Raw genomic sequence first — 26375 nt, 5'->3', positions numbered from 1 at the left:
CGACCTGGCGCGTCACCCGACCTGGCGCGTCACCCGACCGGCACCCGACTGGCCGTTTGGCCAATGCCTGCACAGGTCGCGGCTCGACGCCTGAGAACGCCTCGCCCCGCCGACGCCTGGCCGGTCACATCGACGGTAACACCGCCGGTCTAATCGGCCTCCGGGCTCGGCACCGGCTGTAACCGAGCGAGTGCCTTGTCGCGTCGTGACAGCGATCTCCAGGCCGGCACGGTCGCCATCGCGTCGATGCGGCGACCGTGCGTATCCGGACTGGTGGCTGTGCGTCGGCGACGCTGGCTGATCACTCTCCGGGCGGGGTCGACTTCTTCGCCGAGGTGGCCTTCCGCGGGGCTGCCTTCTTGGCCGGGGTTGCCTTCTTCGCCGCGGTGGTCGTCTTCTTCGCCGCCGTGGTCTTCTTCGCCGCCGTCTTCTTCGCGGAAGTGGAAGCGGAAGCCGCCGTACCGTCCTCGGCGCTCTTCGTGGCCTTCTTCGCCGCGCGCTTCTTCGGCGCCGGGCCCTTCGCCCGCTTCTCGGCCAGCATCTCGCTCGCCTCGTCCACCGAGAGTGACTCGACCGTCTGGTTGCGGCGCAGCGACGCGTTGTGCTCGCCGTCCGTCACGTACGGGCCGAACCGGCCGTCCTTGATGACCAGCGGCTTCTCGGTCGCCGGGTCGGGGCCCATCTCGCGCAGCGGCGGCTTGGCAGCGGCGCGGCCGCGGGTCTTCGGCTGCTGCAGCAGCACCATGGCCGCGTCGAGCGAGATCGTGAAGAGCTGGCCCTCGTTCTCCAGCGAACGGGTGTCGGTGCCGCGCTTGATGTACGGCCCGTACCGGCCGGGCGAGGCGATGATGTCCACGCCGTCGGGGTCCTTGCCGACGAGCCGCGGCAGGGTCAGCAGCTGCAGGGCCTCTTCGAGGGTCAGGTGCTCCGGCGACTGGGTGGACAACAGCGAGGAGTTCTTCTCGCCGGTCGACACGTACGGCCCGTAGCGCCCCGACTTGAGGACGATCGGCTCGCCGGTCTCGGGGTGCTCGCCGAGCTTGCGCTCGCCGCTGGCGCCGCCGACGAACAGCTCCGCGACCTTCTCGGGGGTGAGCTCGTCCGGGGCGAGCCCGTCCGGCACGGTCGCGCGGTCGCCTTCGTCGCCCTCGGGCTGGTCGGCGAGGAAGCGCTGCAGGTACGGCCCGTACCGCCCGACGCGCACGACGACGTCGCGGTTGGCCTCGTCGCGGAACAGGGGGATCGAGTTGATCCCGCGGGCGTCGATCTCGCCGAGGCGCTCGGTGACCATGCGCTTCAGCCCGCCTTGGCGGGGCACCGACCCTTCGTCGCCCGTGTCTCCACCGAAGTAGAAGGGGCGCAGGAAGTCCACGGCACTCTCGTCGCCGTTGGCGATCTCGTCGAGGACGTTCTCCATCGACGCGGTGAAGTCGTAGTCGACCAGGCGCGGGAAGTGCTTCTCCAGCAGCCCGACCACGGCGAACGCCAGGAACGACGGGATCAGTGCCTGGCCGCGCTTGAACACGTAGCCGCGGTTGTTGATCGTCTCCATGATCGAGGCGTACGTGGAGGGGCGCCCGATGCCGAGCTCCTCCATCACCTTGACCAGCGAGGCTTCGGTGTAGCGGGCCGGCGGCTGGGTGGTGTGCCCGGTCGCGGTCAGCCCCTTCTCGGTCAGCGTCTGGCCCTTGACCAGCACCGGCAGGCGCCGCTCGGCGTCCTCGGCCTCCGCGTTCTCGTCGTCGGAGGATTCCACGTACACGCGCAGGAAGCCGGGATCGGTGATGGTCTTGCCGGTGGTGCTGAAGTCGACCGACTCGCCGGCGGGGGTGGTCGCGTTGATCCGGACGGAGGTGCTGTTGCCGACCGCGTCGGTCATCTGCGACGCGATGGTGCGCTGCCAGATCAACTCGTACAGGCGCAGCTCCTCGGCGCTGAGCTCCTTGGCCACGTCGCCGGGCGTGCGGAAGCTGTCGCCGGCGGGGCGGATCGCCTCGTGCGCCTCCTGCGCGTTCTTGACCTTGCCGGTGTAGCGGCGCGGCTGCGGCGGGACGGCGCTCGGGCCGTAGAGGTCGAGGATCTGCTTGCGGGCGGCGGCGATCGCGGCCTCGGACAGGTTCACCGAGTCGGTTCGCATGTACGTGATGTAGCCGTTCTCGTACAGCCGCTGCGCGATCCGCATGGTCTGCGCGCTGGACAGGCGCAGCTTGCGCGAGCCCTCCTGCTGCAGCGTCGAGGTGATGAACGGCGCGGCGGGCTTGCGCCGGTACGGCTTCTCCTCGACCCGGGTGACCGTGAACGGCCGGCCCTCCAGGCGGGCGGCGAGGCCGCGGGCGCCCTGCTCGTCGAGGTGGATGACGCCGGCGTTGGGCCGGACCTTGCCGGTCTCCGGGTCGAAGTCGCGGCCGGTGGCGACCCTGTCGCCGTCGATGGCGAGCAGCGTCGCGTTGAACGTGCGGGTGTCGCCGTCGGGCAGGAGCTTGGCGAGGATGTCCCAGTATTCGGCGGAGCGGAACTTCATCCGCTGCCGCTCGCGCTCGACCACGATCCGGGTGGCGACCGACTGCACGCGGCCGGCGGACAGGCCGCCCTGGACCTTCTTCCACAGGACGGTGGACAGGTCGTAGCCGTAGAGGCGGTCGAGGATGCGCCGGGCCTCCTGGGCGTCGACGAGCGCGCGGTTGATCTCGCGCGGGTTGGCGACGGCGGCCTGGATCGCCGGCCGGGTGATCTCGTGGAAGACCATCCGCTTGACCGGGACCTTCGGCTTCAAGGTCTCGAAGAGGTGCCAGGCGATGGCCTCGCCCTCGCGGTCCTCATCTGTGGCGAGGTAGACCTCGCTGGCCGACTTCAGCAGTTCCTTGAGCCGGGTGATCTGCTTACGCCGGTCCGCCGAGATGACATAGACCGGGGTGAAATCGTTGTCGACGTCGACGCCCAGGTAGGCCCACGGCTTGCTCTTGAGGTCCTCGGGCATGTCTTTCTTGCCCACAGGCAGGTCACGGACGTGGCCGAAGCTCGCCTCCACGACGTAATTCGGGCCCAGGTAGCCCGAAATCGTCTTGGCCTTCGCCGGCGACTCGACGATCACCAGCCGCTTCGTGTTGGCGGAGTTCGGCACAGCTCTCCCCGGTGCGGACGGACATGTGTCAAACGTAACGCGCGCTCTCGCGCCGAGTTGCGCAATGCGGCACCCGGCGGTCGGCTCGCGACACGCCGATCGGCGCCACGGTACACCCAAGCAGAAGCGCTACCTGCCCGATCTTGCGATCGTGTCGCATCGGCTGCCGTATTTGTCACGCTTTGTCGTACGGCGGTGACCCCGATGGCGGGTGGAATCACACTGCGCGCCGACTGACCAGCCTACCCCGCGGTCACCTCGGCCAACTCGCGTTCGGCGCCCCGGCCGGTGGCTCACCGACGAGCTCCGCGAGACGTGTCACGCGTCGCAGTCCCACGATCCGGTACGCAGGCCCGCCGGCTTTGGGACCGACGAACACCGCGATCAATCCGACGGCCGACAGGGCATCTCCGATAGCGACCCAGTTGTCCGCGATTCTCCTGTTGATGGAGGTTTCATCGGTTTTGTCCTGCTGCGTCGGTACCGCGGGAGCCTCGGCCGGCGGTTCGGTGACGGCGTCGAGCTCGACGGTGGGCAGGTCGGCGACCCCGGAGTCGGGCCACTCGTCGCGGACGTCGTCGACCCAGTCCTCGACCTCCACGCCCAGGTCGACGGGGCCGGGATCGAACCCGGAGATGAGCGGTGCGGCCTTCTTCTTCGCCTTCACCCGGGGCTTGCCGGGCAGGTCCTCGATCTCGTCGAGGCCTTCGTCGCCGACCAGCTCCGCCCCGTCTCCTGTTCGGGGCTTGCCCGACGCGCCCTCGACCGCTTCGACGCCGGCCGCGGCCGACCCGTCGTCGCCGGCATCACCCACGTCCGCCGCGCCCGCCGAACCCTGGCCGGCGCCGCTTCGTCCGGTTCGCCGCGCCTCGCTTCCCGCTCCGACGCCGTCGGCGTCCGTGCCGCTCCCCGCCTCGGACATTTCCGAGATGTCGCCCGACGGGTCGAACGGGATGACCTGGTCGTCCGCCGCTTCGGGATCGACGTCCTCGTCTGTCAGGGCGGGGCGGCTCGGGGCGAGGCGGAGCAGGTAGGCGCGCTGGCCGTCCCAGGATCCCGCCGCCGCGACCCACAGCCGCAGCCGCCGGCCGTCGAGCACCAGGTCGGGTGGGGAAACTTTCGCGGTGCCGTCGAGCCAGCGGGCCGCGAGCGGGGCCAGCAGCGCCGCGTACGCCGTCCGGACGGTCCACCGGTCCTCGACGCCGGTCGGCTCGCAGGACACGACCAGGCCCCGCTGCTCGCACTCGGCGCGCAGCACGTCGGCCCGCCAGGCGTCCTCGACCTCGATCGACACCTTCGCGGTGCCGCCCATCCTGCCGACCTCGCCCGCGCCGGCGAGCAGGCCTTCCAGGTCCATCGGGGTGGGCGGGCGCGCCTCGACCCCGAACAGCGACAGTTGCCGGCTCCGAGCCGGCGTCACCGACACTCGGGCACCTCGTTGAAGGCCTTCTGCAGGTCCTTCTGCTTGACGTGCTGCGGGTCGATGGCGCTCTGCTCGTACTCCTCCTTGAGCACCGCGAACGTGGACCCGACCGAGGTGTAGAACGCCTTCGCGTCGGCGGTCTGCAGGCCCTGGACGGAGCGCTTCGCGTTGCCATACGCGTCGCGGGCCTTCGCGAGCGAGCCGGTGAACTGCTGGGCGACCTTGTCGCCGCCGGAGACGTCGGGCACGCCGGCGCCGCTGATCCCGGCCCGGGCCTTCTCGCTCGAGGTCTCGGCGCCGGCGAGCAGGTCGACGATGTTGGTCTTGGTCTGCGCGGCGGTCGTCGCCGACTGCAGCTGCTGCTGGGCCTTCGTCGTCAGGTCGGCGATCTCGGTCCGCCAGGGGGTGAGCGCCGTGCACACCTGCAGCGCCCAGTGCTTGGGGGCGATGTCGCCGCTGCCGTCGTCGCCGCAGCCGCTCATACCCGTCGAAACGACGACAATGAGGGCGGCTGTGGCGACGGCGCGGAAGTGCATGGATGGAAGCCTAGAACCGATCGTCTGTTCGACAAATACGACGCCCCGGCCGGATGCTCCCGGCCGGGGCGTCGGATCGGTGGAGGGTCAGGCGGTGACCCGCTCCGGCGTCGTCTCCTGCGCGTTGGAGTCGTCGCCGTTGCCGGCGTCGACCGCGACCGGCTTGCGCTTGCTGATGAGCACGGCCACGGCGACGACGAGCGTCGCCGCGATCGCGATCGCGAAGCGGACCGCCGGGCTGCCGTCGCCCGTGGTGTAGACGACCACGGCGGGCGCGATGAGCAGCGCGACCAGGTTCATGACCTTGATCAGCGGGTTGATCGCCGGGCCGGCGGTGTCCTTGAACGGGTCGCCGACGGTGTCGCCGATGACCGTCGCGGCGTGCGCCGGGGAGCCCTTGCCGCCGTGCGTGCCGTCCTCGACGAGCTTCTTCGCGTTGTCCCACGCGCCACCCGAGTTGGACAGGAAGACCGCCATCAGCGTGCCGGTGCCGATCGCACCGGCGAGGTACGCCGCGAGCGGGCCGACGCCGAGACCGAAGCCGACCGCGATCGGCGCCATCACCGCGAGCAGACCCGGGGTGATGAGCTCACGCTGGGCGTCACGGGTGCAGATGTCGACGACCTTGCCGTACTCCGGGCGCTGGCTGTAGTCCATGATGCCCGGGAACTCGCGGAACTGGCGGCGCACCTCGAACACGACCGCGCCGGCCGAGCGGGCGACGGCGTTGATCGCCAGGCCCGAGAAGAGGAACACGACCGCCGCGCCGATGAGCAGGCCGACCAGGTTGCCCGGGTTGGCCACGTTCAGGAACTTGTCGACCTCGACCTGGCTGAACTCCTTGAGGATCGAGTCCGTGTAGGAGCCGAACAGCGCCGTGGCGGCGAGCACCGCGGTGGCGATCGCGATGCCCTTGGTGATCGCCTTGGTGGTGTTGCCGACCGCGTCGAGCTCGGTCAGCGTGCGGGCGCCGCGCTCGTCGATGTCGCCGGACATCTCGGCGATGCCCTGCGCGTTGTCGCTGATCGGGCCGAACGTGTCCATGGCGACGATGACGCCGACGGTGGTCAGCAGGCCGGTGCCGGCCATGGCGACCGCGAACAGCGACAGGGTGATCGAGCCGCCGCCGAGCAGGAACGCGCCGAACACGCCGGCGCCGATGACCAGCGCGGAGTAGACGGCCGACTCGAAACCGACGCTGATGCCGGCGAGCACCACGGTGGCCGGACCGGTGAGGGCGCTCTTGCCGATGTCCTTGACGGGGCGGCGCTCGGTCTCGGTGAAGTACCCGGTCAGCGCCTGGACGATCGCGGCGAGCACGATGCCGATGATGCAGGCGATGATGGCGGTCACGTGCGGGCCGAACGGCGGCGCGTCGCCGCCGGTGAGCCCGACGATCGCCTTGAGCGAGTCGGTCTGGCCGTGCAGGCCGGCCCACGTCTTGGGCAGGTAGACGACCGCGGCGACGGCCACCAGGACCGCGGAGACGGCGGCGGAGATGTAGAACGCCCGGTTGATGGCGACCAGGCCGTTGCGGTCGGAGGGGCGCAGCCGGGTGAGCGCCACACCGAGGATCGCGACGATGACACCGATCGTCGAGACGATGAGCGGGAAGACCAGGCCTTGCTCGCCGAACGCGGCCCGGCCGAGGATCAGCGCGGCGACCAGGGTCACGGCGTAGGACTCGAACAGGTCCGCGGCCATACCGGCGCAGTCACCCACGTTGTCGCCGACGTTGTCGGCGATGGTGGCGGCGTTGCGCGGGTCGTCCTCCGGGATGCCCTGCTCGACCTTGCCGACCAGGTCGGCGCCGACGTCGGCGGCCTTGGTGAAGATGCCGCCGCCGACCCGCATGAACATCGCGAGCAGCGCGGCGCCGAAGCCGAAGCCCTCCAGCACGGTCGGGGCGTCGCTCTTGAAGATCAGCACGACCAGCGCCGCGCCGAACAGGCCGAGGCCCACGGTGAGGAAGCCGACGACGCCACCGGTGCGGAAGGCGATCTTCATCGCCTTCTCCCGGCCGCCGTCTTCTCGGGCCGCCGCCGCGACGCGCAGGTTGGCGCGGGTGGCCAGCGCCATACCGGCGCCGCCGATGAAGGCCGAGAAGACCGCGCCGACGATGAAGAACGCCGACCTTCCGATCTTGACCATGGTCTCGTTGTCCCCGACGTCACCCACGGGGAGCAGGAACAGCACCACCACGGCGATGACGACGAAGATGCCGAGGGTCTTGAACTGGCGAGTGAGATACGCGGTCGCGCCCTCCTGCACCGCCCCGGCGATCTCCTGCATCTTCGGGGTGCCCCGACCAGTCGCGAGCACAGCCTTGACCAGCGCGGCCGCGAAGCCCAGCGCCACGAAGGCGATGACGAGCGCGACGACGACGTAGGTCAGGTTGTTCCCGCTGAGGGAAATCTCGTCGGCTGCGACGAGTGTTGCGGACATTCGTTGTCCTCCTGTACCGACACATGACAGCGCCGCGAGCGGTCAGGCCGGCGGCGGGTTCTCCCAAGGGAGCCGTGCTGGACGGTCGAGGTACCCAATGACCAGGCCCGTCATACACGATCGCCGTACTCTAGCCGCAGAGCGTGTCTGTGGTCACACCGACTTGCGCGTTTCAAGAGATCGCTTTTTGTCGATGGTCCGGTTTGTGGCGCGCTTCACTCGATTGGGCGTTCCAGGTGGCCACTCCGTTGAGCGCTCCCACGGCCGTCCCGCCGGGCGCCCCGGCGGCTCTATTCCGTCGGACGCTCCAGCGGCCACGACATGCGCACCTGCGTGCCGACGCCTTCGCCCAGCTCGGAGACGTTGAGGTCATCGACGAGCCCGGCGAGCAGGGCGAGCCCCATCCTCGCCGCGACCGCCTCCTCCGCGAGGAGGTCGGGCGGGGTGGTCAGCGGCAGCGCCGGGTCCGACAGCACCATGACTTCATCCCCGGTCTCACCCTCGGCGCGGGTCACCATCGCCCCGTTCGCCGCCCGGTCGACCACCAGCACGGTGAACCGGTCGCCGTCGGCCATCGCGACGTCGACCAGGTCGTCCAGCCCGTGCGAGCGGTGCAGAGCGACGGCACGGGAGCACGCCTCACCGATGGCGAGCCTGACCTCTTCCAGCAGCTCCTCGGCGACACCGGCGCGCCGCGCGACGGCCACACCGACCAGACGGGCGGTGCGGACGTGTGCGGCCGCCGGCGAGAACGACAGCCTGACTGTGGGCATGAACCTACGCCGTGGGTTCGGTGTCCGAGCCGGCCGCGGCGGTCGCGGCGGCCACGGAGTCGTACAGGGAGAACACCCGATCCAGCGCGGTGATCCGGAAGATCTTCAGGAGCCTCTCGTGCGCGCACACCAGCCCGAACGTGCCGTTGACCGCCCGCAGCCGCTTCAACGCGCCCACGAGCACACCGAGCCCGGTCGAGTCGAGGAACTCCACCCGGCTCAGGTCGACCACGACATGGCGGGCACCCGTCTCGACGAGCTCGACCAGCTTCTCGCGAAGCCGTGGCGCGGTGTACACATCCACCTCACCGCCGACTTCGAGCACTGTGTGGTCGCCGGAGTCGTACGTCGACAACGACAGCTCCATGCGGACCTCCTCTTCTGGCGGGTGCTGCGCACAATGAGTCTCACGGGCATCTAACCATCGACGCCTCCACAAGGCGACGCGTCCACCCTGTTTCCCACAATTGCCACACGTGTATCACGCCATCTTCTTCGAACATCTGTCTTAGAGTGCTCGACGTGACGGCCGTACTTCCGCACTCCTTCCTACCGTCCCACCGCGCCGAGTCGCTCACCCACGTCGAGCACGTGCCGCCCCGCGCCGGGTCCACCGCCGCGTGGCCGTCGTGGGCGCCGCCCTCGCTGCGCACCGCCTTCGAGGCCCGCGGCGTCGCCCTCCCGTGGACCCACCAGGCCGCCGCCGCCGACCTCGCGTGGTCCGGCACCCACACCGTCGTCGCCACCGGCACCGGTTCGGGCAAGTCCCTGGCGTACCAGCTGCCGGCCCTCTCCGCCCTGCTGCGCGACGCCAAGGCCACAATGCTCTACATCTCGCCGACCAAGGCCCTGGCCGCCGACCAGCTCCGCTCGCTGCAAGCCCTCGACCTGCCGGACACCCGCCCCGCCACCTTCGACGGCGACACCTCCCGCGAGGAACGCGACTGGGTCCGCCAGCACGCCCGCGTCGTCCTCACCAACCCCGACATGCTCCACCACGGCATCCTGCCCAACCACGCCTCGTGGACCCGCTTCCTGCGCGGCCTGCGCTTCGTGGTCGTCGACGAGTGCCACACGTACCGCGGCGTCTTCGGCTCCCACGTCGCCCACGTCCTGCGCCGCCTGCGCCGGGTGACCGCCCGCTACACGCCCCGCGGCCTGCCGTCCCCGTGCTTCGTCCTGGCGTCCGCCACCTCAGGCGACCCGCAGTCCTCCGGCTCGCGCCTGACCGGCCTGCCGATGACCGCCGTGACCACAGACGCATCGCCACGCGGCGGGGTGACGTTCGCCCTCTGGGAACCCCCACTGCTCCCACCGCCCCCCGACTTCTCCGGCATCGGCGAGGCCGAACTCCTCCTCCCTGACGACCCCACCCTCATGACCACGGTCGCGGAACGCACCACACCCGCCGTCGCCACCCGCCCTTCCGCCACACCGCACACCTCTATCCCCGCCCCCACGACTGCAGGCGACTCCACAACCGCGCGCGGCTCCACGACCGCGGCCACCCCGACAACCACGGCCGGTTCTACACCCGCGGCCAGCCCCACGACCTCGGCGCAGAGCCCCACAACCGCCCTCAGCTTGTCAACCACTGCCGACGCCAAGACCGCAGGCGACTCCGCAAACGCGCACAGCTCCACGACCGCGTGTGCCTCCGCACCCACGCGCGGCTCCACGACCGCGGCCAACCCGACCGCAGCTCACAGCTCCACCACCGCCGGCGCCTCCGCAACCGCGCGCAGGTCCACACCCACGGGCGGCGTCGCAACCGCAGCGGGCGGCGTCGCCGGGGCGGCGCGCGACTTCGCGGGCGCCGGGCGGGACGCGGAGCCGGTGCGACGGTCGGCACTGCGGGAGACCGCCGACCTGCTCACCGAGGCGGTCATCGCCGGCGTACGGACACTCGCCTTCGTCCGGTCCCGCAAGGGCGCCGAGGTGGTGGCGAGCATGGCAAGGCGCTCGCTCGACCAGGCCGTGCCGGGCCTCGGCGACCGGGTCGCCGCCTACCGCGCCGGCTACCTCCGCGAAGAGCGCCGCGCCCTCGAACGCGACCTCATGGACGGCACCCTGCTCGGCCTGGCGTCCACCAACGCCCTGGAGCTCGGCGTCGATCTCGTCGGTCTCGACGCGGTCCTCATCTCAGGCTATCCAGGCACCCTCGCCTCCCTCTGGCAGCAGGCGGGCCGGGCCGGCCGGGCGGGCCGCGACGCATTGTGCGTGCTGGTCGCCCGGGACGACCCGCTCGACACGTACCTCGTGCACCACCCGGAGGCCCTGTTCGGCAAGCCGGTCGAGGCGACGGTCCTCGACCCCGGCAACCCGCACGTCCTCGCGCCGCAACTGTGCTGCGCCGCCGCCGAACTGCCGCTCACCCCGGCGGACCTGCCGCTCTTCGGGCCGACCGCCGAGGCCACGCTCGACGCCCTGGTCGCCTCGGGGATCCTGCGGAAGCGGCCCAGCGGCTGGTACTGGACGGAGCGCCACCGCCCGGACGTCGACCTCCGCGGGGCGGGCGGCGGGCCGATCGCCGTCGTGGAGGAGGCCACCGGCCGCCTGCTCGGCACGGTCGACACCGGCTCCGCGCACCATCAGGTCCACACCGGGGCGGTCCACCTGCACCAGGGCGTCTCGTACGTCGTGGACAAGCTCGACCTGGCCGACTCCGTCGCGCTCGTCCACGCCGAGGAGCCAGACTGGAGCACCCATCCCCGCGACGTCACCTCCCTCACCGTCCTGTCGGTCCGCCAGACCCGCACGGCGGGCCCGGTCACGCTCTCGCTCGGGGAGGTCGAGGTGACCTCCCAGGTCGTCAGCTACCAGCGCCGCCGCATCACCAGCGGCGAGGTCATCGACACCTGCCAGCTCGACCTCCCCGAACGCATCCTGAAGACCGTCGCCGTCTGGTGGACCGTGTCGCCCGAGGCGCTCGACGAGGCCGGTATCGCGGAGGTCGACTGGCCCGGCGCCCTGCACGCCGCCGAGCACGCGTCGATCGGCCTGCTGCCGCTCGTCGCGACCTGCGACCGCTGGGACATCGGTGGCCTGTCGACCGCGCTGCACGCCGACACCGGGCTGCCGACCGTCTTCGTCTACGACGGCCATCCCGGCGGCGCCGGCTTCGCGGAGCGCGCGTTCGACGTGGCCACCGACTGGCTCGGCGCCACCCGTGCCGTCGTCGCCGAGTGCCGCTGCGAGCAGGGCTGCCCCTCGTGCGTGCAGTCCCCCAAGTGCGGCAACGGCAACAACCCCCTCAACAAGCACGATGCGGTCCAGGTCCTCTCGCTCGTCCTCGCGTCGCTGTAGTCATCTGTCGTCGTCAGCGTCGCCGGTACCGGTGGACCACACCGGCCCCGCGCGGGCGCTCGCCTTGCCGCCGGCCATCCCGTCGCCCAGGCGGACCTCGACGGTCACCCACACCTCGAACCCGTCGACCGCGCAGCTGACCAGACTCGCGTCATTGGCCGTGACCGCCCGGCCGGCGACCGCGCAGGCCACCGCCGGACCGTCGATCGCCCACACCGCCCCGGCCAGCGCACCCGCGTCGGCCGCGTTCTGCGCCCGGTGCCACGCGACCTTGGCCCCGCCCAGGCCGATCCCGGCGAGCAGCGCCCCGACGAACGCGACCCCGATCACCACCATGAGCAGCGAGATCGACCCGCGATCCCGGGCCCCGGCCGCCTGTCGCCGCCCGGTCATGAGGACTCCGCTCCGGGCTCGATCAGGGCGGCGGCCTCCTCCTGCAACGTGATCGACGGCAGCGGGCCGAGGCCGACCCGCTGGCGCACCGTCACGCGGACGAGGTCGCCGTCACGCTGGACCGAGATCGTGGCGCCCGCCGGCATAGCGCCGCGGGACGCCACCGGCTCGCCGCGGGCCGCCGCCCGTGCCGCCAGCCCCGCCGCGTCGGTGAGGCGCACCTTGGCCGCGAAGGCGCTCCACCCGGCGACGAAGATCAGCAGCAGGACGACGACCCCGGGGAGTGTCACGGCGAACTCGACCGTCGCCGATCCGCGGTCGTCGGCCCGGCCGTTGCGGAGCGTCCATCTCCGCCGGCGCCACGGACCCCCACGGCAGGCGCCACGATCCCGGTCGTCTCTCATGCCAGCGCACCGCCGATCAGGCGGAACATGGCGTCGTACGTCGAATCCGACACGACCACCCTCAGCAGCACCGCGGCGAGCGCCACCCCGACGCCGATGACCAGGACGTATTCGATGCTGTGCGACCCACGGTCTTCCCGGCGGAAGGCACGAAGACGGGCGCGGAGGTTGTGCACTGCTGCTCCTTCACGATGACGCTGAACCAAACCGATCGATGAACTGGAATACGAATCACAGGGCACCCACCACGTCGCGGATGATGGCGGCGACCACCGGCACGACCCCGATCAGCACGAACGCGGGCAGGAAGCACACCCCGAGCGGCAGCACCACCAGCACGCCGACCCGGCGTGCCGACGCCTCGCCGGCCGCGGCCTTCGCGACCCGCAGGTCCGCCGCCTGCCGCTCCAGCGCCTGCGTCAGCGCCGTGCCCCGGTCGGCACTGCGGGCGGCAACCCGGGAAAGCCGCCGCCCGCCGGGCAGGTCGGCCAGGTGCGCCCAGGCATCCCGCGGCGTCGCACCGAGCCGCAGTGCCCGTCCGACGAGCGTCAACCTGGTCCCGACCGGCCCGCCGACCGCCTCCCCGACCACGATCGCCGCACGATCGGGTGGCGCGCCGGTCCTCAACGCGGCGGCGAGCAGATCCGTCGCGAACGGCAGGTCACCCCGGGCCATCGCCCGCTCCCGCCGCACGTGCGGGGACTCGACCCGCCGCAGCATCCGCTCCGCCGCGACCGCCGACACGACGCCGGCCACGACACCCACGAGCCCGCCCAGCAGCAGCCCGGCGGCCAGGCCACAACCGATCGCGTACAGCCACCGTCGCCCCCGGCCCATCACCGCACCTCCGCGACGACGGACCCGACCATCCGCCCGGTCCACAACATCCCGGCGCACTGCAACGCGACCGCGACGATCGCGCACGCCGCACCGAGCGGCGTGTGCAGCAGCTGGCCGACGGGGTCGACCCCGATGCTCGCGCCGAGCCACAGCCCCGCCACCGGCAACCCGACCAGCAGCGTCGTGGTCGTCTGCGCCCCGGACGTCTGCGCCGCGAGGTTGAGCCGGACGGCCTGCCCCGCCCGCAGGTCGGCCTCAACCTGGTCAAGGAGATCGGCGAGCGGCGTGCCAAGCGCCTCACTGACCCGGTGCGCGGCCTCCAGACGCGCCATCGCGACCGCGACCGCAGCCTCCTCGCGCCTCCGCGCCCGCCCGCCGCGCGCTCGACCAGACGACCCGGCCGCCCCGACCCCGCCGCCGACCAGACCACCGCTCGACACCACGCCCCCGCCCGCCACGCGGTCACCCAAAGCCTGACCACTCGCAGCCCGACCACTCGCGGCTGGGCCACTCGCATCCCGGCCACTCGCATCCCGGCCACTCGCATCCCGGCCACTCGCATCCCGGCCACTCGCAGTCCGATCAGTTCTCGTGGCCGACCGGCCATTCGCGACCTGACCAGTTCCCGCCGCCGGCCAGCCTGTCGTTGCCCGGCCGCTCTCGACCCCATACCGGCCGACCGCCCGGCCACCATCTGCTGCGGGGAGATCGCCCGTGGCCCGGCCGTTCACCACCGTCGGGGAGCCGTCGGCAACCCCGCCATGTTCGGCAACCTGGTCATTCGTCATCTGCCAGCCGCCTGCGAACCGGCCACGTTCCGCAGCTCGGCCATCGACAGCAGCCCAGCCATCGACCGCAGACCGGCCATTGATCGCGGGCCAGCCATCCGCCCCGGCCGATCCGCCGACCGCAGCCCGGCCATCGACAGCAGCCCAGCCGCCAACGGCAGCCCGGCCGGTGATGGCGCCCCGACCGGTGTGGCGACGGTTCGCAGCGAGTGCGGCCTCGGCAGCGTTCCGACCTGCAGGGGGCCGGCGCCGTTGCGCATTCCGGTCGCGGCCGGTGGGCTGACCGTCCTGCCTGTCGGCGGCGTCCCAGATCCGGCGGACGGTCGCCCCGAGGCCGCCCGCACCAGGCGTGCGGAATGGGCTCGGCGTGGTGTACAGCTCCACGTCCGCCCCGCCCGGATAAGGCGCGGCGGTGGCAAAGGGCACGATGCCCGCGCGCAGGTCTCCGACCGCGTCCTCGATCGTGTCGAGCAGCTCGGCGACCGCACGGTCGGCCGCCCGGCGTGCCAGCTGGCGGCGCACACCGATCAGCCCGACCGCCGCATACGCCCCCGCCAGCACGGCGGCGACCGGGCCACCGCTCAGCAGCCCGATCCCGGCCGCGGCCACGCAGCCGGCGGTGATGGTCGCGCGGGGACGGTCGACGAGCGCGGCCTGCAGCCGGTCCGTCTTCGGCCATCGTGCGGCGATGGTCGTCCTGCGATGCCGGGTGATGCGGTCGAGCCGGGCGCGCGCCCGGCGCCGGCGGAGCACGAACAGTCCACAGAAGACGGTCATGCCGCCGCCGGTCATGAGGGCCAGGTCGATGGCGTTCATTGCCAGCCCGTTCCTCTCTCATAGCGCCAAGGCCCCGAGGAGCGGGGCGGTGTGATGCCTCGGGCGGCGATCAACGTCTCCAGCTGGTCGGCCGCGGCCGCCCTGCCGGTGCCGCGCCGCCAGGCGGTGGCCATGACGGTGGTGCGCTGCTCCGGATGCGCCTCCAGGAGGCAGATCTCGCTGAGGTGGCGGCTGCCGTCGCCGGCTCGCTGCAGGTGCATCACGACCCGCAGCGCCGCGTGGGCGAGGGCGTGCAGCGCCGCTCTCGGCACGCCACCGAGCAGCCCGAGCGCTTCGAGCCTGGCCGGCACGTCGGCCGGCGAGTTGGCGTGCAGGGTGGCCGCTCCGCCTTCGTGCCCGGTGTTGAGGGCGCCGAGCAGGTCGACGATCTCCGCGCCGCGGCACTCGCCGACGACCAGCCGGTCGGGGCGCATCCGCAGCGCCTGGCGGACCAGGTCGCGGAGGGTCACCTCGCCGGCGCCCTCCACATTGGACATCCGCGACTGCATCGACACGACGTGCGGGTGCGAGAGTCGCAGCTCCGCGGCGTCCTCTACGACGACGAGCCGCTCCGTGGGCGGGGCCAGGGACAGCAGCGCCGCCAGGACGGTGGTCTTGCCGGTGCCCGTGCCGCCGGTCACCAGGAACGGGATCCGCGCCGCGACGATCGCGGCGAGCAGCCGGGCCGCGCCGGGGTCGAACGTGCCGCGCGCGATGAGCTCGTCGATCGTGAACGTCTGCCGGCGGAACGTCCGCAGCGACAGATACGGCCCCTCCCGGCCGATGGGCGGCAGGACCGCGTGCAGCCGGGTGCCGTCGGCCAGCTGCGCGTCGACGAACGGGGACGCGTCATCCAACCGCCGCCCGGCGCTCGCCGCGAGCCGCTGCGCCAGCCGCCGCACCTCGGTCGCGTCGCCGAACCGTCCGCCGGCCCGCCGCAGCCCCGCGCCGCGGTCGACCCACACCTCCACACCGTTGACCAGCACGTCGGTCACGGACGGGTCGGCGAGCAGCGGGGCGAGCCCGCCCGCGCCGATCATCTCGCCGATGAGACGGTCGGCGACCTGCCGCAGCGTGCTCTCGCCGAGCAGCGCGGCGCCCGGCTCGGCGCGCACCGCCTCCAGCACCGCCGACGGGGTCGGCTCGACGCTGCCGACGGTCATCCGCAGCCTGACCCGCTCGGCGAACTCGTCGAGCGAGCTCGTGACGACCCCTCCGCCGGCCGTCACGATCCGCCTGCCCGGCGCCGCCTTGCTGCGCTCGTCGAGCATCAATGCGCTCATGCCGTCGCCTCCGCTGCACCCCAGCGCCCGCCTGAGCAAAGACCTGCAGTCCCGATCCGCGGCGCGCTCATGCCGCCGCTCCGGTCGCCAGGCCGAGGTCGCCGATGATGCGGCGGCAGAGGTGGGCGAGGGGGCCGCGGCCGTCGCCGGCCGGTGGGCTGCCCTTCTCGAGCCGGCGCGTGAGGCCGGGCTCGGCGCGCAGGGTGCCGGCGACCGGCATGCCCAGCGAGCGCGCGATGTCCCTGGTGCGCAGCCGGCCCGGCGCGGGGCCCCGGACGACCAGCCGCAGCTCGTCGGTGTGTGGCGTGACGGTCGCGGCGACCCTGGCGGCGGCGACGCAGGCGCGCAGCTCGGCCGGCACGACGAGGAGCACCCGGTCGGCGGCGCGCAGGGCGAGGACCGCCGCGTCGTCCAGCGATCGGGGCAGGTCGGTGACGACGAGGTCGCGGCCGCGGCTGCCGGCGTCGAGCGCGGCGGCCATCGCGTCCTGCGACAGGCCGCCGGGCTGGCCGCGGTCGCAGGACAGGACGGCCACGTCGCCGCGGCTGGGCAGGGCCGAGACGAGCGCCGGTGGGTCGACGGCGCCGCTCGTCGCGGCGAGCGCGGGCCAGCGCAGGCCGGCGACGTTTTCCCAGCCGAGGATCAGGTCGGCGCCGCCGCCGAGGGGGTCGGCGTCGACGAGCAGGGAGCGCAGGCCGACGTTGCCGGCGGTGATCGCCAGGGCGGCGGCGAGGACGCTGGCACCCGCGCCCCCGCGCCCGCCGAGGACGGCGAGGATCCTGCCGCGGGCGGAGACGGTGACGGCGGGCCCGTGGGCCACCGTGGCGAGGCGCTCGGTGAGCCATGCGGCGCCGTCGGGGAAGCGGACGATCTGTTCGGCGCCGACCGCGTCGGCGAGCGCCGCCAGGCGGTCCGTCCCGTGGTCGCGGGTCAACAGCACGACGCCTCGCCGGCGCGGCAGGTGGGCCCGGGCGCACGCCTGCGCCGCGGCGTCGCCGATCAGGACGATCGGCGCGTGGGGATATCGGGCCCTGGCCGGCTCGGGTCCGTGCTCGACGTCGACGTCGAGGGCGACCCCGGCGGCGAGGGCGAGCACGTCGTCGAGGAGGTCGACGTCGGCGGTGACGAGCAGCGGTCGGTGACGGGTCACGGCGTGCTCCACGGTCTAGACGGGCTGGTGGACTCCGCACACCATCGCCCCGACCTCGCTGCGGCCGCTCGACCGCCGACTCGTTTCTGTGGATAACCCGCCGCTTGTGGATATCTCCCGCACCATCAGTCGATCTGCTACAGCAGTACGGACAAATCGGGTGTAATGCCGCGTTGCGGTGCGCCGGCAGTACCGTGGAGGAAAATCAAAACGGCAGGAGATGCCTAACCGTGAACGCTCAACAAAGCATCGAGCGTCAATGCCCTTAGCCCGACCAATCGCCGGGCCACCCGGCAAAACGCCATGTGGCAGTCGAGATACAAAGGGGACGACCCCCGCCGGGGGGTGACGGGGGTCGCCGGGGGTTCGGCTCCGGGGGGGTCGAGCCGAACCCACTCAGCGGCTACGGGGGGTGCAACCGCTGAGAGTCAATAGCAGATCGTTGTCGCGTCGACGTGAAACCGCGTCGTAAACATAAGCATGCCTGAGTGGACCGCCATACGTCGAGTAGGCCCGGCCCGCAACACGCCCGGAACGCCAATCAATATTTCGCCCGCCGGTAATCTTGCGTGATCGAGCACACGCCCAGCGTGATCCGTAGTCGGGGTTGCGGCGTCCGGCCCCCACACCATGTCCGACAACGCTACACTTGCCCGCCGTGGGGCGTAGCGCCGCGTTTTTCGACCTGGACAAAACGGTGATCGCCAAGTCAAGCGCCTTGGCCTTCGGTCGACCGTTCTATCGCGATGGGCTGATCAACCGCCGCGACGTGATCAAAGGCGCCTACGCGCAGCTGCTCTTCCGCGTCGGCGGCGGCTCCGACGAGCAGACCATGGCGAAGACACGGGACTACCTCGCGGCCCTGGTCAAGGGCTGGCGCGCCGAGCAGGTCCGGCAGATCGTGCGGGAGACGCTCGAGGAGCTGATCAGCCCGTACATCTATGCGGAGGCCGTGCTGCTCATCGAGGAGCACCGCGCCGCCGGCCGGGACGTGGTCCTGGTCTCGACCTCGGGCGACGAGATGGTGCGGCCGATCGGCGAGCAGCTCGGTGTCACCGACATCGTCGCGACCCGCATGGTCATCGGCGAGGACGGCTGCTACACCGGTGACGTCGACTTCTACGCCGCCGGACCCAACAAGGTCGTCGCGGTCAAGGAGCTCGCAGCGGAGCGTGACTACGACCTCGCTGCCTGTTTCGCCTATTCGGACTCGGTCACCGACGCCGGGCTGCTGAGCCTCGTCGGACACCCGACGGCCGTCAATCCCGATCGCGGCCTTCGCAAGATCGCGATTGAGCGCGGCTGGCCGATGCTCGCATTCCGGCACCCGATCCCGCTCAGCCGGCGGCTGCGGGAGCGGCCGGCGGTGCCCGTGACGGCCGCCGCGATCGGCGTCGGTGTCGGGCTGGCGATCGCGTTCGCGCTGTACAGCAAGCACCGCCGGACCAAGGCGGCCCTCACCGCGGCATGATCACAGCAGCACCATCCGTCACATTCTGCCGCCGAGGACTTCCGCTCATGGAGGTCGCGGCGTAGAACAGAAGAGCGGGATCTGCACGGATCTCGTGCACGGCCACCGGGCACCCACGAGCGATCAGCCGCGGTAGGCGCGTTGCGGCGGCTCCACAAGGACCGCCGACAACGGACTCAAAGTGCACGCATGGTAACCCGGTAGGACGTGTGTGACGGCGCCTCTCGATGGGGCGCCGTTCACTGTACGTAGGCGCCGCTGTCGCAGATCTCGACCAGCTCCTCGGCCGCCCGCTCGGCCGCCGTCGCGTAGTGGCGCAGCCAGGAGCGCAGACCATCCGGCGTGCCCGTCGCGAAGGCGTTGGCCGCACCGACATACTCGGGCTCGCGGCTACGGTGGCCCACATCCATCGCCAGCAGGCCCCGGGGGTCCAACCCGCCGCCGATCAAGGTCAGCCGCGCCGCCGCACGCGCCACCACACCGTTCGGCCCGTCAAAAGACTTCAGAGCCAGAAGCTCACCATGTACGACTGCCGCCAACACCAACACGGGCACCTTCGTGCCGCCGGTGATGAGCGCTGACAGTGCATCGAGACGCGTCGCGGCCTCCGGCTTGACCGGCCGGCCGAGCGACGCCTCGGGCACGACGTCGCGGGCGACCAGCGTGTGCAGCCGGGCGAGCGCCTGGCGGGGCGCCTTCGACCAGGTGCCTGTCAGCCCGTCGAGGGCCGCGGTCGCCCGCAGCGCGCCGTGGACCACCGGGTCGGTCACGACACCGGCCCGCACTCCTTCGAGGTCGAAGCCGTGCGTGTCGAGCGCCGCGCTGGCGACCGACGAACGCAGGGCGACCTCGGCGGCGACGGGCCCGCCGGAGCGGCGCAGGGCACGGTGGCGCATGGCCGCGTCGACGGCGACGCGCGCGGCGTCGAACGCCGGCCGGACATCGGCCAGATCCAACAGCGGAGCGAGTGGGTCATCTTGCACGGGCAAACGGTATCGTGCCCCTACTGGTAACAATACTTACAGAAGAGCCCGGCGCTTCACAGGCGCCACTCAGCGCAGAACACTCGCAAACTGTCACACCCCCCAACTAGCCTGCTTGCGAGAGCTGGACCACATCGAGGAGCCATCACCGATGAGCGAGACCTTGGAAAACCTTCTCAACGAGACCCGGCAGTTTCCCCCGCCTGCCGAGTTCGCCGCCGCCGCCAACGTGACGGAGGGTGCCTACGCAGAGGCCACGCAGGACCGGCTCGCATTCTGGGAGAAGCAGGCCCACCGGCTGAGCTGGGCCAAGGAGTGGGAGCAGGTCCTTGACTGGACCAACCCGCCGTTCGCCAAGTGGTTCGTGGGCGGCCAGCTCAATGTGGCGTACAACTGCGTCGACCGGCACGTCGAGGCCGGCCGCGGCGACAAGGTCGCCATCCACTGGGAGGGCGAGCCCGGCGACACCCGCACCATCACGTATTCCGACCTGCACCGCTCCGTGTGCCAGGCCGCCAACGCGCTGACCGACCTCGGCGTCACCGCCGGCGACCGGGTCGCGATCTACATGCCGATGATCCCCGAGGCCGCGGTCGCGATGCTCGCCTGCGCCCGCATCGGCGCGACCCACAGCGTCGTCTTCGGCGGCTTCTCGGCCGACGCGCTCGGCGGCCGGGTCAACGACGCCAGCGCCAAGGTCGTCATCACCGCCGACGGCGGCTTCCGCCGCGGCAAGCCCAGCGGCCTCAAGGCGATCGTCGACGAGGCCGCGGCCAAGTCGCCGAGCATCGAGAAGGTCATCGTGGTGCGCCGCACCGGCCAGGACGTCGACTGGGACGACAGCCGCGACCTGTGGTGGCACGACGTCGTGGAGACCGCCTCCGCCGAGCACACCGCGGAGGCGTTCGACGCCGAGCACCCGCTGTTCATCCTCTACACGTCGGGCACCACGGCGAAGCCGAAGGGCATCCTGCACACCACCGGCGGGTACCTGACCCAGGCGAGCTACACGCACAACGCGGTGTTCGACCTCAAGCCCGACAGCGATGTGTACTGGTGCACCGCCGACATCGGCTGGGTGACCGGGCACAGCTACATCGTCTACGGGCCGCTGTCCAACGGCGCCACGCAGGTCATGTACGAGGGCACGCCCGACACGCCGCACCGTGGCCGCTTCTGGGAGCTCATCCAGAAGTACAAGATCACCATTCTGTACACGGCGCCAACGGCGATCCGCACGTTCATGAAGTGGGGCGACGACATCCCCGCCGGGTTCGACCTCTCCTCGCTGCGCCTGCTGGGCTCCGTGGGCGAGCCGATCAACCCCGAGGCCTGGATGTGGTATCGGGAGCACATCGGCGGCGACCGCTGCCCGATCGTGGACACCTGGTGGCAGACCGAGACCGGCGCCATCATGATCTCCCCGCTGCCGGGCGTCACCGCCGCCAAGCCGGGCAGCGCCATGCGGCCGCTGCCGGGCATCTCCGCTGACGTCGTCGACGACCAGGCCCAGTCCGTCCCCGACGGCGGTGGCGGCTACCTGGTCCTGCGCGAGCCGTGGCCGTCGATGCTGCGCACCATCTGGGGCGACGACGAGCGGTTCAAGGAGACGTACTGGTCACGCTTCCAGGACATGTACTTCGCCGGTGACGGCGCCAAGAAGGACGCCGACGGCGACCTGTGGCTCCTCGGCCGCGTCGACGACGTCATGCTCGTCTCGGGTCACAACATCTCCACGACCGAGGTCGAGTCCGCGCTCGTCAGCCACCCGAAGGTCGCGGAGGCCGCGGTCGTCGGCGCCACCGACCCGACGACTGGGCAGGCGATCGTCGCGTTCACCATCCCGCGCGGCGGCGTCGACACGGAGGGCGACGCGGGCGAGGCGCTCATCCAGGAGCTGCGCAACCACGTCGCGAAGACCCTGGGCCCGATCGCCAAGCCCCGCCAGATCATGCTCGTGCCGGAGCTCCCGAAGACCCGCTCCGGCAAGATCATGCGCCGGCTGCTCCGCGACGTCGCCGAGAACCGCAGCCTGGGCGACGTCACCACCCTGCAGGACTCGACCGTCATGGACCTGATCTCGTCCGGCCTCCAGTCGGGCAAGTCCGAGGACTGACACCCCCGCTTCCCGGGCCGGCAGTGTCTCACCGCTGCCGGCCCGTCGCGAAGCCCAGCCATCCGCCGAAGCCAACCGAGCCAGAGGTCGCTGACGCGGAGCCTGCTGTCAGCCGGAGCCGGGCGAGCCAACAGCTAGACGACCACGAAGCCAGCGAGCCCCACTCCACGGACCAGGACCGACGAAGGGCGCGCCTGTCGTCAGCCGGAGCCGGCCGAGCCAAGCCAGACGACTACGTGGCCGGCGGTCAGAAGGCAGCGAGCCCAACTCCATCGAGCCGGGACCGATGGGTGGCGCGCCTGTCGGATAGATGCGTTCGGGCGCTTCCGGCCGCCGCTCGTGATTCCACTCGCGTAGTGGCCCACCCGGACAACCACGGCCGTCTTGGATCAACAGCAGAGCCGGTTCGGCCCGCAGCCTGGCGGGCAATGGATGGCGCGCGAGCCCGTCTCGGCCGGATGCACCTGGCGGCGTAGTCCCCACTCGTGATCCAAGTCGCGTCGCGGTCGCCCACACAGCCACGGCCGTCCTTCGATCACCAGACGCCGCGAACGCCCCTCGGCCCAGACCAGCAATCGCACACGGACCAGGCCCAAGAACAATCACGCCCACAGCGGCCACCACACATGATCCAAGTCGCGTTGCGGTCGCCCGCACGGCCACGATTGTCCTTCGATCACCAGTCGCGGCGGATGGCCCCGGTTGTCGGCGTCGGGGTGGCTCTCCCCCGGGCGCGGCGGCGGGTGACCACGGGATGGGCGCGTATGCGCAACTCCAGCCACGCGCAAGCGTCGGCTGTGCGCCGCGCAGCGGCGCATTGGGGTGCGGGTGAGAATCCCCGCCGGGACCCGCCGCGCAGCGGTGGGGCGGAAGCACAGCGGTCGGGTGAGAATCCCCGCCGGGACCCGCCGCAACAGCGGTGGGGGGAAGAACAAGAACAGCGGGGCGGCCCCCGGGACCGGGGCCGCCCCTACTTACGCGTAGGTGGAGCTACGCGTAGATCTTGACCGGCGTGTAGGTCTGGCGCGGGAAGATCTGCCCGACCTCGGCGTCGGTCAGGCCGAAGCGGCCCTGGGCCACTGAGCCGAAGACGCTGAACATGTTGTTGTACTCGGGGACGTCGCCGTTGGTGAGGGTGGTGAGGCCGTTCCAGTTGCCGAGGAGGTTGCCGGCGAGCTTCTTGCCGGACAGGACGATGACGCCGCCGCCCTTGCCGTGGTCGGTGCCGCCGCCGTTCTCCGCGACGCGGCGGCCGAACTCGGTGGAGACCATGACGGTGATGTTGGCGGCCAGGTCGCCCAGGTCGTCGAAGAAGGCGGCCATGCCGGCGGCCAGCTCGCCGAAGCGCCCGGCCAGGTAGCCGCCGCGGGTGCCCTGGTTCTCGTGGGTGTCGTAGCCGCCCATGCCGATCGTGGCGATGCGGACGTTGGCGCCGCCCTTGATGAGCTGGGCGAGCTCCTTGAAGGCGTTGCCCACGCCGGTGTACTTGACGCCCTCGGTGGGGGTGTAGCCCTTCTGCGCCAGCGTGGAGGCGAGAGTGAGGGCGTCGATGCCGGCCTTCACCGGGGCCTCGATCGGGTGGTTGGTGCCGGTGAAGAGCTTCTGAATGGCGTCGACGGTGGCCTGCTTGTACTTGCCGTCGCCGTTCACGTTGAGGGAGCCGACGCTGTTGAGCGCGAGCGCGCCGCCGCCGCCCACGAGGGAGCGGGGCAGGGTCGAGCCGATGCCGATGGCGCGGAAGGCGGTGCCCGGGCCGAGCTTGTCGGCGAGGTTGGTCAGCCAGCCCATGCCGCCGGTCTCGGCGGGGAGGCCGCCGAGCTGGCAGATGTCGGTCGCGGCGAAGTGACTGCGGTCGAGGCGCCGGTCGCTGACGGCCGGGATGAAGGCCAGCTGGCCCCCGTCCAGGTACTTCTTCAGCGGGGCGAAGGACTGGTTGAGGCCGAACCCGCGGTCCAGCGGGATGGACCCGTTCTCCGGCAGCGTGAAGCTGGGGCGGACGCGCTGCAGGACCGCGTCGTTCATCGGGGCGAAGAGCGAGAGCCCGTCGGCGCCGCCGTACAGGAACACGTGGATGAGCGTGCCGGTCGGGGTGGCCGCGAACGAGGCCTGCGTGGTCAGGAACTGGCTGGTCGCGAGGGCGGTCGTGGTGGCCGCGGCGCCGACGAAGAACCGGCGGCGGGTGACGCCCTTGCCATCGTCCTGCTCGTCTTCCTGACGGGCGAGCTCGAGGTACTCGTCGCGGGTCGCCTTCTGTTCCTCCTGCACCGCGACGGCCTCGGCGCGCAGGGCGGCCTCGAACCGGTTGGGGCCGAGCTTCAGCAGGTCGGGGCACTCAGGGTGCAGTGACGGGTGTTGTGCGCGCACTGTCTTCTCCATTGGTATGCCTCGACTTACCGGAGGTGGTGGTGGGGAGTGGCGAAGATCGCCCGGACGATGGAGGCGATCGCGCCGTTGAACGTGGCGTCGACGGGGGTGCTCGCGGTCGTCGCCGGGCCGAGGATGTGCAGGATCGCCAGGCGGCGGTCGTTGTCGAGCGTGACGTTGATGAGCTTCTTGGTCAGCGCGTCGAGGTAGGCACCCGCGGTCGCCGGCGGCGCGGCGATGATCGCCTCGGGCTTCTGCCAGGTGAACTGGCGGCGGCCGCCGGTGACGGCGCCGTACGCGTCGTTCCACTGGTTGACCATCGTGCCAGCAGAGGTCCAGGCGACGTAGACGTCCGGGTAGCCGTTGGGGGTCGGCAGCTCCATCGGGGCGTGGCCGTACTCCTCCAGCTTGCGCTTGATGTCGCCGAGGCCCTGGACCATCGGGCTGACGTTCATGTTGTTGGAGGTGAAGCCGGCCGGGGCCTCGGCGCCGATGTCCAGCGCGCGGTAGGTCGCGGTGAGGTACTCGCCAGGGCGGCGCACCTTCTGGCCGACGGACTCCCAGAACTCGGTGCGGCTCAGCATCGTCATGAGCACGGCCGGGATGTTGCTCTTCTTGTCCAGGTAGGTCTTCGCCATGGCGTCGACCAGCGTCTTCGGCGGCACGTCGGAGACGAAGCGGGTCGCGAGGTTCTGCGCCATGTACCGCGCGGTGTTGGGGTGCAGCGCGATGTAGCGGAAGTACGCCTCCTGGACCGCTTCACCGCCGGCCGCGTCGCCGTTCGCGTGCGAGAAGCCCATGATCTTCACGGGGCCGACGTAGTGCTGCTCCGGGCGGTAGACGTACTGGTTGTCCCGGATGCTGCGACCGGTCTGCAGCATGGCGGCCTGCCGGACGTCGGTCTCGGTGTAGCCGTTGAAGGCGCCGACCGTGTAGAGCTCGAGGTTCTCGCGGGCGAGGTTCTCGTTGATCTGGTCCTTGGTCGACTCGTCCTGGTCGAGGTACCGCAGCAGCGCCGCGTGCTTGTTGCCGGCGACGAACATGTCGACGTAGTTGCCCAGCGCGTGCTTGCGGATGACGTCGCGCTCGAAGGAGGCGCGGATCAGCTCGTTGCCGTCGTGGAAGGCCGCGACGTGGAAGTAGTCGCCGAAGAAGTCGACCATCATCTCGAAGAGCTGGCGGTCGGAGAAGAGCTGCTTGGCGATCGCGTAGCGGACGTTCTGGTCGTCGGCCTGGATGCCCTTCTTGTCCAGGTCCTCGCGCTGGGCCTTCAGCTGCTCGTACGACATGGCCCAGGTGACCAGCTCGGCGTCGGCCTTCTGCTCGCCGCGCGTGAGCGGGATCGTCTCGGGCTTCAGCTGCTTGGCGATCCAGCCGTTGATGCCGAGCTTGTTGATGTCGGCGACCGTCTTGGCGTTCGGCCCGAAGGTCAGCCGCGAAGCGAGGTGCCGGACCGGGTCCTTGGTCGGCAGCACGGTCTTCGCGGTGACCTTGGCGTTCTTGGCGGCGTCGGCGGGGGTGCCGAACGAGTTGCCCGTGGTCGGCGTGTTCTTGCGGATGCCGAGGCCGGCCTGGCCGTTCATCAGGCTCTGGTTCTGGTCGACGTACGCCGGGGCGGCGGTGTCGACGGGCGTCTCGGCGCCGACGTTGGAGGGCTGGGTGCCCTCGCCGAAGAACTGCGTGACGGCGTAGGCGCCACCACCGATGAGGGCTGCCGCTCCACCGCCGATGGCGATCATCGCCGTGCGGCGGCGCCAGTTCGACGGCTGCTCGTCGTCGAAGTCCTCGTCATCGATGTCGGGCAGGCCCGCGCCGTAGTTGCGGGCGGCGGTGCTGGGGTCGTAGAAGTGCGGGCCCGAGCCGCCGCGGTCGGCGGGCATGGCGCGGTCGTAACCACGCCGGCCGCTGCCGGTCTGGTCCTCGTAGCCGGACTCGTAGTACGAGTCGGCGTACGGGTCGTAATTACCGTCAGGGCCCTGTCCCGGGCGCCGTCTCGGCACGTCTCGCTCGTTCATCTACAAATCCCGATTCCGACGAGGTGGGGGCTCACGTGCGTCGATCGGGAAGGTAGTAGGTGCCAAGAGCACCGACAAGCCGCGTATGAAGCGCTCTGACCAGGACTTAAGGAGTCGCGCGACCACCCACCGCGAAGATCACCGGGGA

General features: G+C 71.3%; 19 protein-coding genes. 3 read left to right on the top strand and 16 right to left on the bottom strand.

Annotation, left to right across the window (positions count from 1 at the left end):
- Nucleotides 1-301: 301 nt before the first annotated feature.
- The 6 genes from topA to ABD332_RS41120 all read right to left on the bottom strand — a co-directional run bounded on the left by topA (nt 302) and on the right by ABD332_RS41120 (nt 8665).
- Nucleotides 302-3121, bottom strand: coding sequence for a type I DNA topoisomerase (gene topA / locus ABD332_RS41145; RefSeq protein ID WP_344509095.1), 2820 nt, complete (start codon nt 3119-3121; stop codon nt 302-304).
- A gap of 253 nt (nt 3122-3374) precedes the next feature.
- On the bottom strand, nt 3375-4541 hold the full coding sequence (locus ABD332_RS41140; protein WP_344509094.1) for a hypothetical protein: 1167 nt from the start codon (nt 4539-4541) through the stop codon (nt 3375-3377).
- Complete coding sequence (locus ABD332_RS41135) at nt 4538-5080, bottom strand: hypothetical protein (protein ID WP_344509093.1); 543 nt, start codon at nt 5078-5080, stop codon at nt 4538-4540. The genes ABD332_RS41140 and ABD332_RS41135 overlap by 4 nt, the downstream gene beginning before the upstream one ends.
- An 87-nt stretch (nt 5081-5167) precedes the next feature.
- On the bottom strand, nt 5168-7525 hold the full coding sequence (locus ABD332_RS41130) for a sodium-translocating pyrophosphatase (RefSeq protein ID WP_344509091.1): 2358 nt from the start codon (nt 7523-7525) through the stop codon (nt 5168-5170).
- A 290-nt stretch (nt 7526-7815) separates the two neighbouring features.
- Nucleotides 7816-8298 (bottom strand): ATP-binding protein, encoded by a 483-nt coding sequence (locus ABD332_RS41125; RefSeq protein ID WP_344509089.1) that lies wholly within the window; start codon nt 8296-8298, stop codon nt 7816-7818.
- Between the two features lie 4 nt (nt 8299-8302).
- Nucleotides 8303-8665: an STAS domain-containing protein gene (locus ABD332_RS41120; protein ID WP_344509087.1), complete on the bottom strand. Its 363-nt coding sequence runs from the start codon at nt 8663-8665 to the stop codon at nt 8303-8305.
- Nucleotides 8666-8820: 155 nt separating this feature from the next.
- Here ABD332_RS41120 and ABD332_RS41115 point away from each other — a divergent pair, with 155 nt between their 5' ends.
- The gene (locus tag ABD332_RS41115) at nt 8821-11604 is read left to right on the top strand and encodes a DEAD/DEAH box helicase (RefSeq protein WP_344509085.1); all 2784 of its coding nucleotides are present in this window, start codon (nt 8821-8823) and stop codon (nt 11602-11604) included.
- Here ABD332_RS41115 and ABD332_RS41110 read toward each other — a convergent pair whose 3' ends face one another.
- The 7 genes from ABD332_RS41110 to ssd all read right to left on the bottom strand — a co-directional run bounded on the left by ABD332_RS41110 (nt 11605) and on the right by ssd (nt 17278).
- Nucleotides 11605-11997: an Rv3654c family TadE-like protein gene (locus ABD332_RS41110; protein WP_344509083.1), complete on the bottom strand. Its 393-nt coding sequence runs from the start codon at nt 11995-11997 to the stop codon at nt 11605-11607. It lies immediately after the preceding gene.
- Nucleotides 11994-12401 carry a TadE family type IV pilus minor pilin gene (locus ABD332_RS41105; protein WP_344509082.1) on the bottom strand — a complete coding sequence of 136 codons (408 nt, stop codon included), beginning with the start codon at nt 12399-12401 and terminating at the stop codon, nt 11994-11996. The genes ABD332_RS41110 and ABD332_RS41105 overlap by 4 nt, the downstream gene beginning before the upstream one ends.
- Complete coding sequence (locus tag ABD332_RS41100; protein WP_344509081.1) at nt 12398-12577, bottom strand: DUF4244 domain-containing protein; 180 nt, start codon at nt 12575-12577, stop codon at nt 12398-12400. The genes ABD332_RS41105 and ABD332_RS41100 overlap by 4 nt, the downstream gene beginning before the upstream one ends.
- 55 nt (nt 12578-12632) lie before the next feature.
- Complete coding sequence (locus ABD332_RS41095) at nt 12633-13238, bottom strand: type II secretion system F family protein (RefSeq protein ID WP_344509079.1); 606 nt, start codon at nt 13236-13238, stop codon at nt 12633-12635.
- Nucleotides 13238-14845: a type II secretion system F family protein gene (locus tag ABD332_RS41090; RefSeq protein ID WP_344509077.1), complete on the bottom strand. Its 1608-nt coding sequence runs from the start codon at nt 14843-14845 to the stop codon at nt 13238-13240. The genes ABD332_RS41095 and ABD332_RS41090 overlap by 1 nt, the downstream gene beginning before the upstream one ends.
- Complete coding sequence (locus tag ABD332_RS41085; protein WP_344509075.1) at nt 14842-16128, bottom strand: TadA family conjugal transfer-associated ATPase; 1287 nt, start codon at nt 16126-16128, stop codon at nt 14842-14844. Before ABD332_RS41085 ends, ABD332_RS41090 begins: the two co-directional genes overlap by 4 nt.
- Nucleotides 16129-16195: 67 nt before the next feature.
- On the bottom strand, nt 16196-17278 hold the full coding sequence (gene ssd, locus ABD332_RS41080) for a septum site-determining protein Ssd (protein WP_344509073.1): 1083 nt from the start codon (nt 17276-17278) through the stop codon (nt 16196-16198).
- Nucleotides 17279-17936: 658 nt separating this feature from the next.
- On the opposite strand from ssd, the gene ABD332_RS41075 reads away from it, so the two are divergent.
- Nucleotides 17937-18749 (top strand): HAD family hydrolase, encoded by an 813-nt coding sequence (locus ABD332_RS41075; RefSeq protein ID WP_344509071.1) that lies wholly within the window; start codon nt 17937-17939, stop codon nt 18747-18749.
- Between the two features lie 239 nt (nt 18750-18988).
- On the opposite strand, the gene ABD332_RS41070 is transcribed toward ABD332_RS41075, so the two are convergent.
- Nucleotides 18989-19732, bottom strand: coding sequence for an oxidoreductase (locus tag ABD332_RS41070; protein WP_344509069.1), 744 nt, complete (start codon nt 19730-19732; stop codon nt 18989-18991).
- Nucleotides 19733-19883: 151 nt separating this feature from the next.
- Between ABD332_RS41070 and acs the strand changes: the two genes are divergently transcribed.
- Nucleotides 19884-21848: an acetate--CoA ligase gene (gene acs, locus ABD332_RS41065; RefSeq protein WP_344509067.1), complete on the top strand. Its 1965-nt coding sequence runs from the start codon at nt 19884-19886 to the stop codon at nt 21846-21848.
- A gap of 990 nt (nt 21849-22838) precedes the next feature.
- On the opposite strand, the gene ABD332_RS41060 is transcribed toward acs, so the two are convergent.
- Entirely contained in the window at nt 22839-24212 is a 1374-nt protein-coding gene (locus tag ABD332_RS41060; RefSeq protein ID WP_344509065.1) for a DUF1501 domain-containing protein, read from the bottom strand.
- 26 nt (nt 24213-24238) lie between these two features.
- Nucleotides 24239-26212, bottom strand: a complete 1974-nt coding sequence (locus tag ABD332_RS41055; protein WP_344509064.1) for a DUF1800 domain-containing protein — start codon at nt 26210-26212, stop codon at nt 24239-24241.
- Nucleotides 26213-26375 lie beyond the last annotated feature (163 nt).

Origin of the sequence: Dactylosporangium maewongense, from assembly GCF_039531485.1 — a bacterium.
Taxonomy (GTDB): Bacteria; Actinomycetota; Actinomycetes; order Mycobacteriales; family Micromonosporaceae; genus Dactylosporangium; species Dactylosporangium maewongense.
The sequence above is the reverse complement of the archived record's forward strand: the minus strand, read 5'-3'. Positions and strand labels throughout refer to the sequence as shown.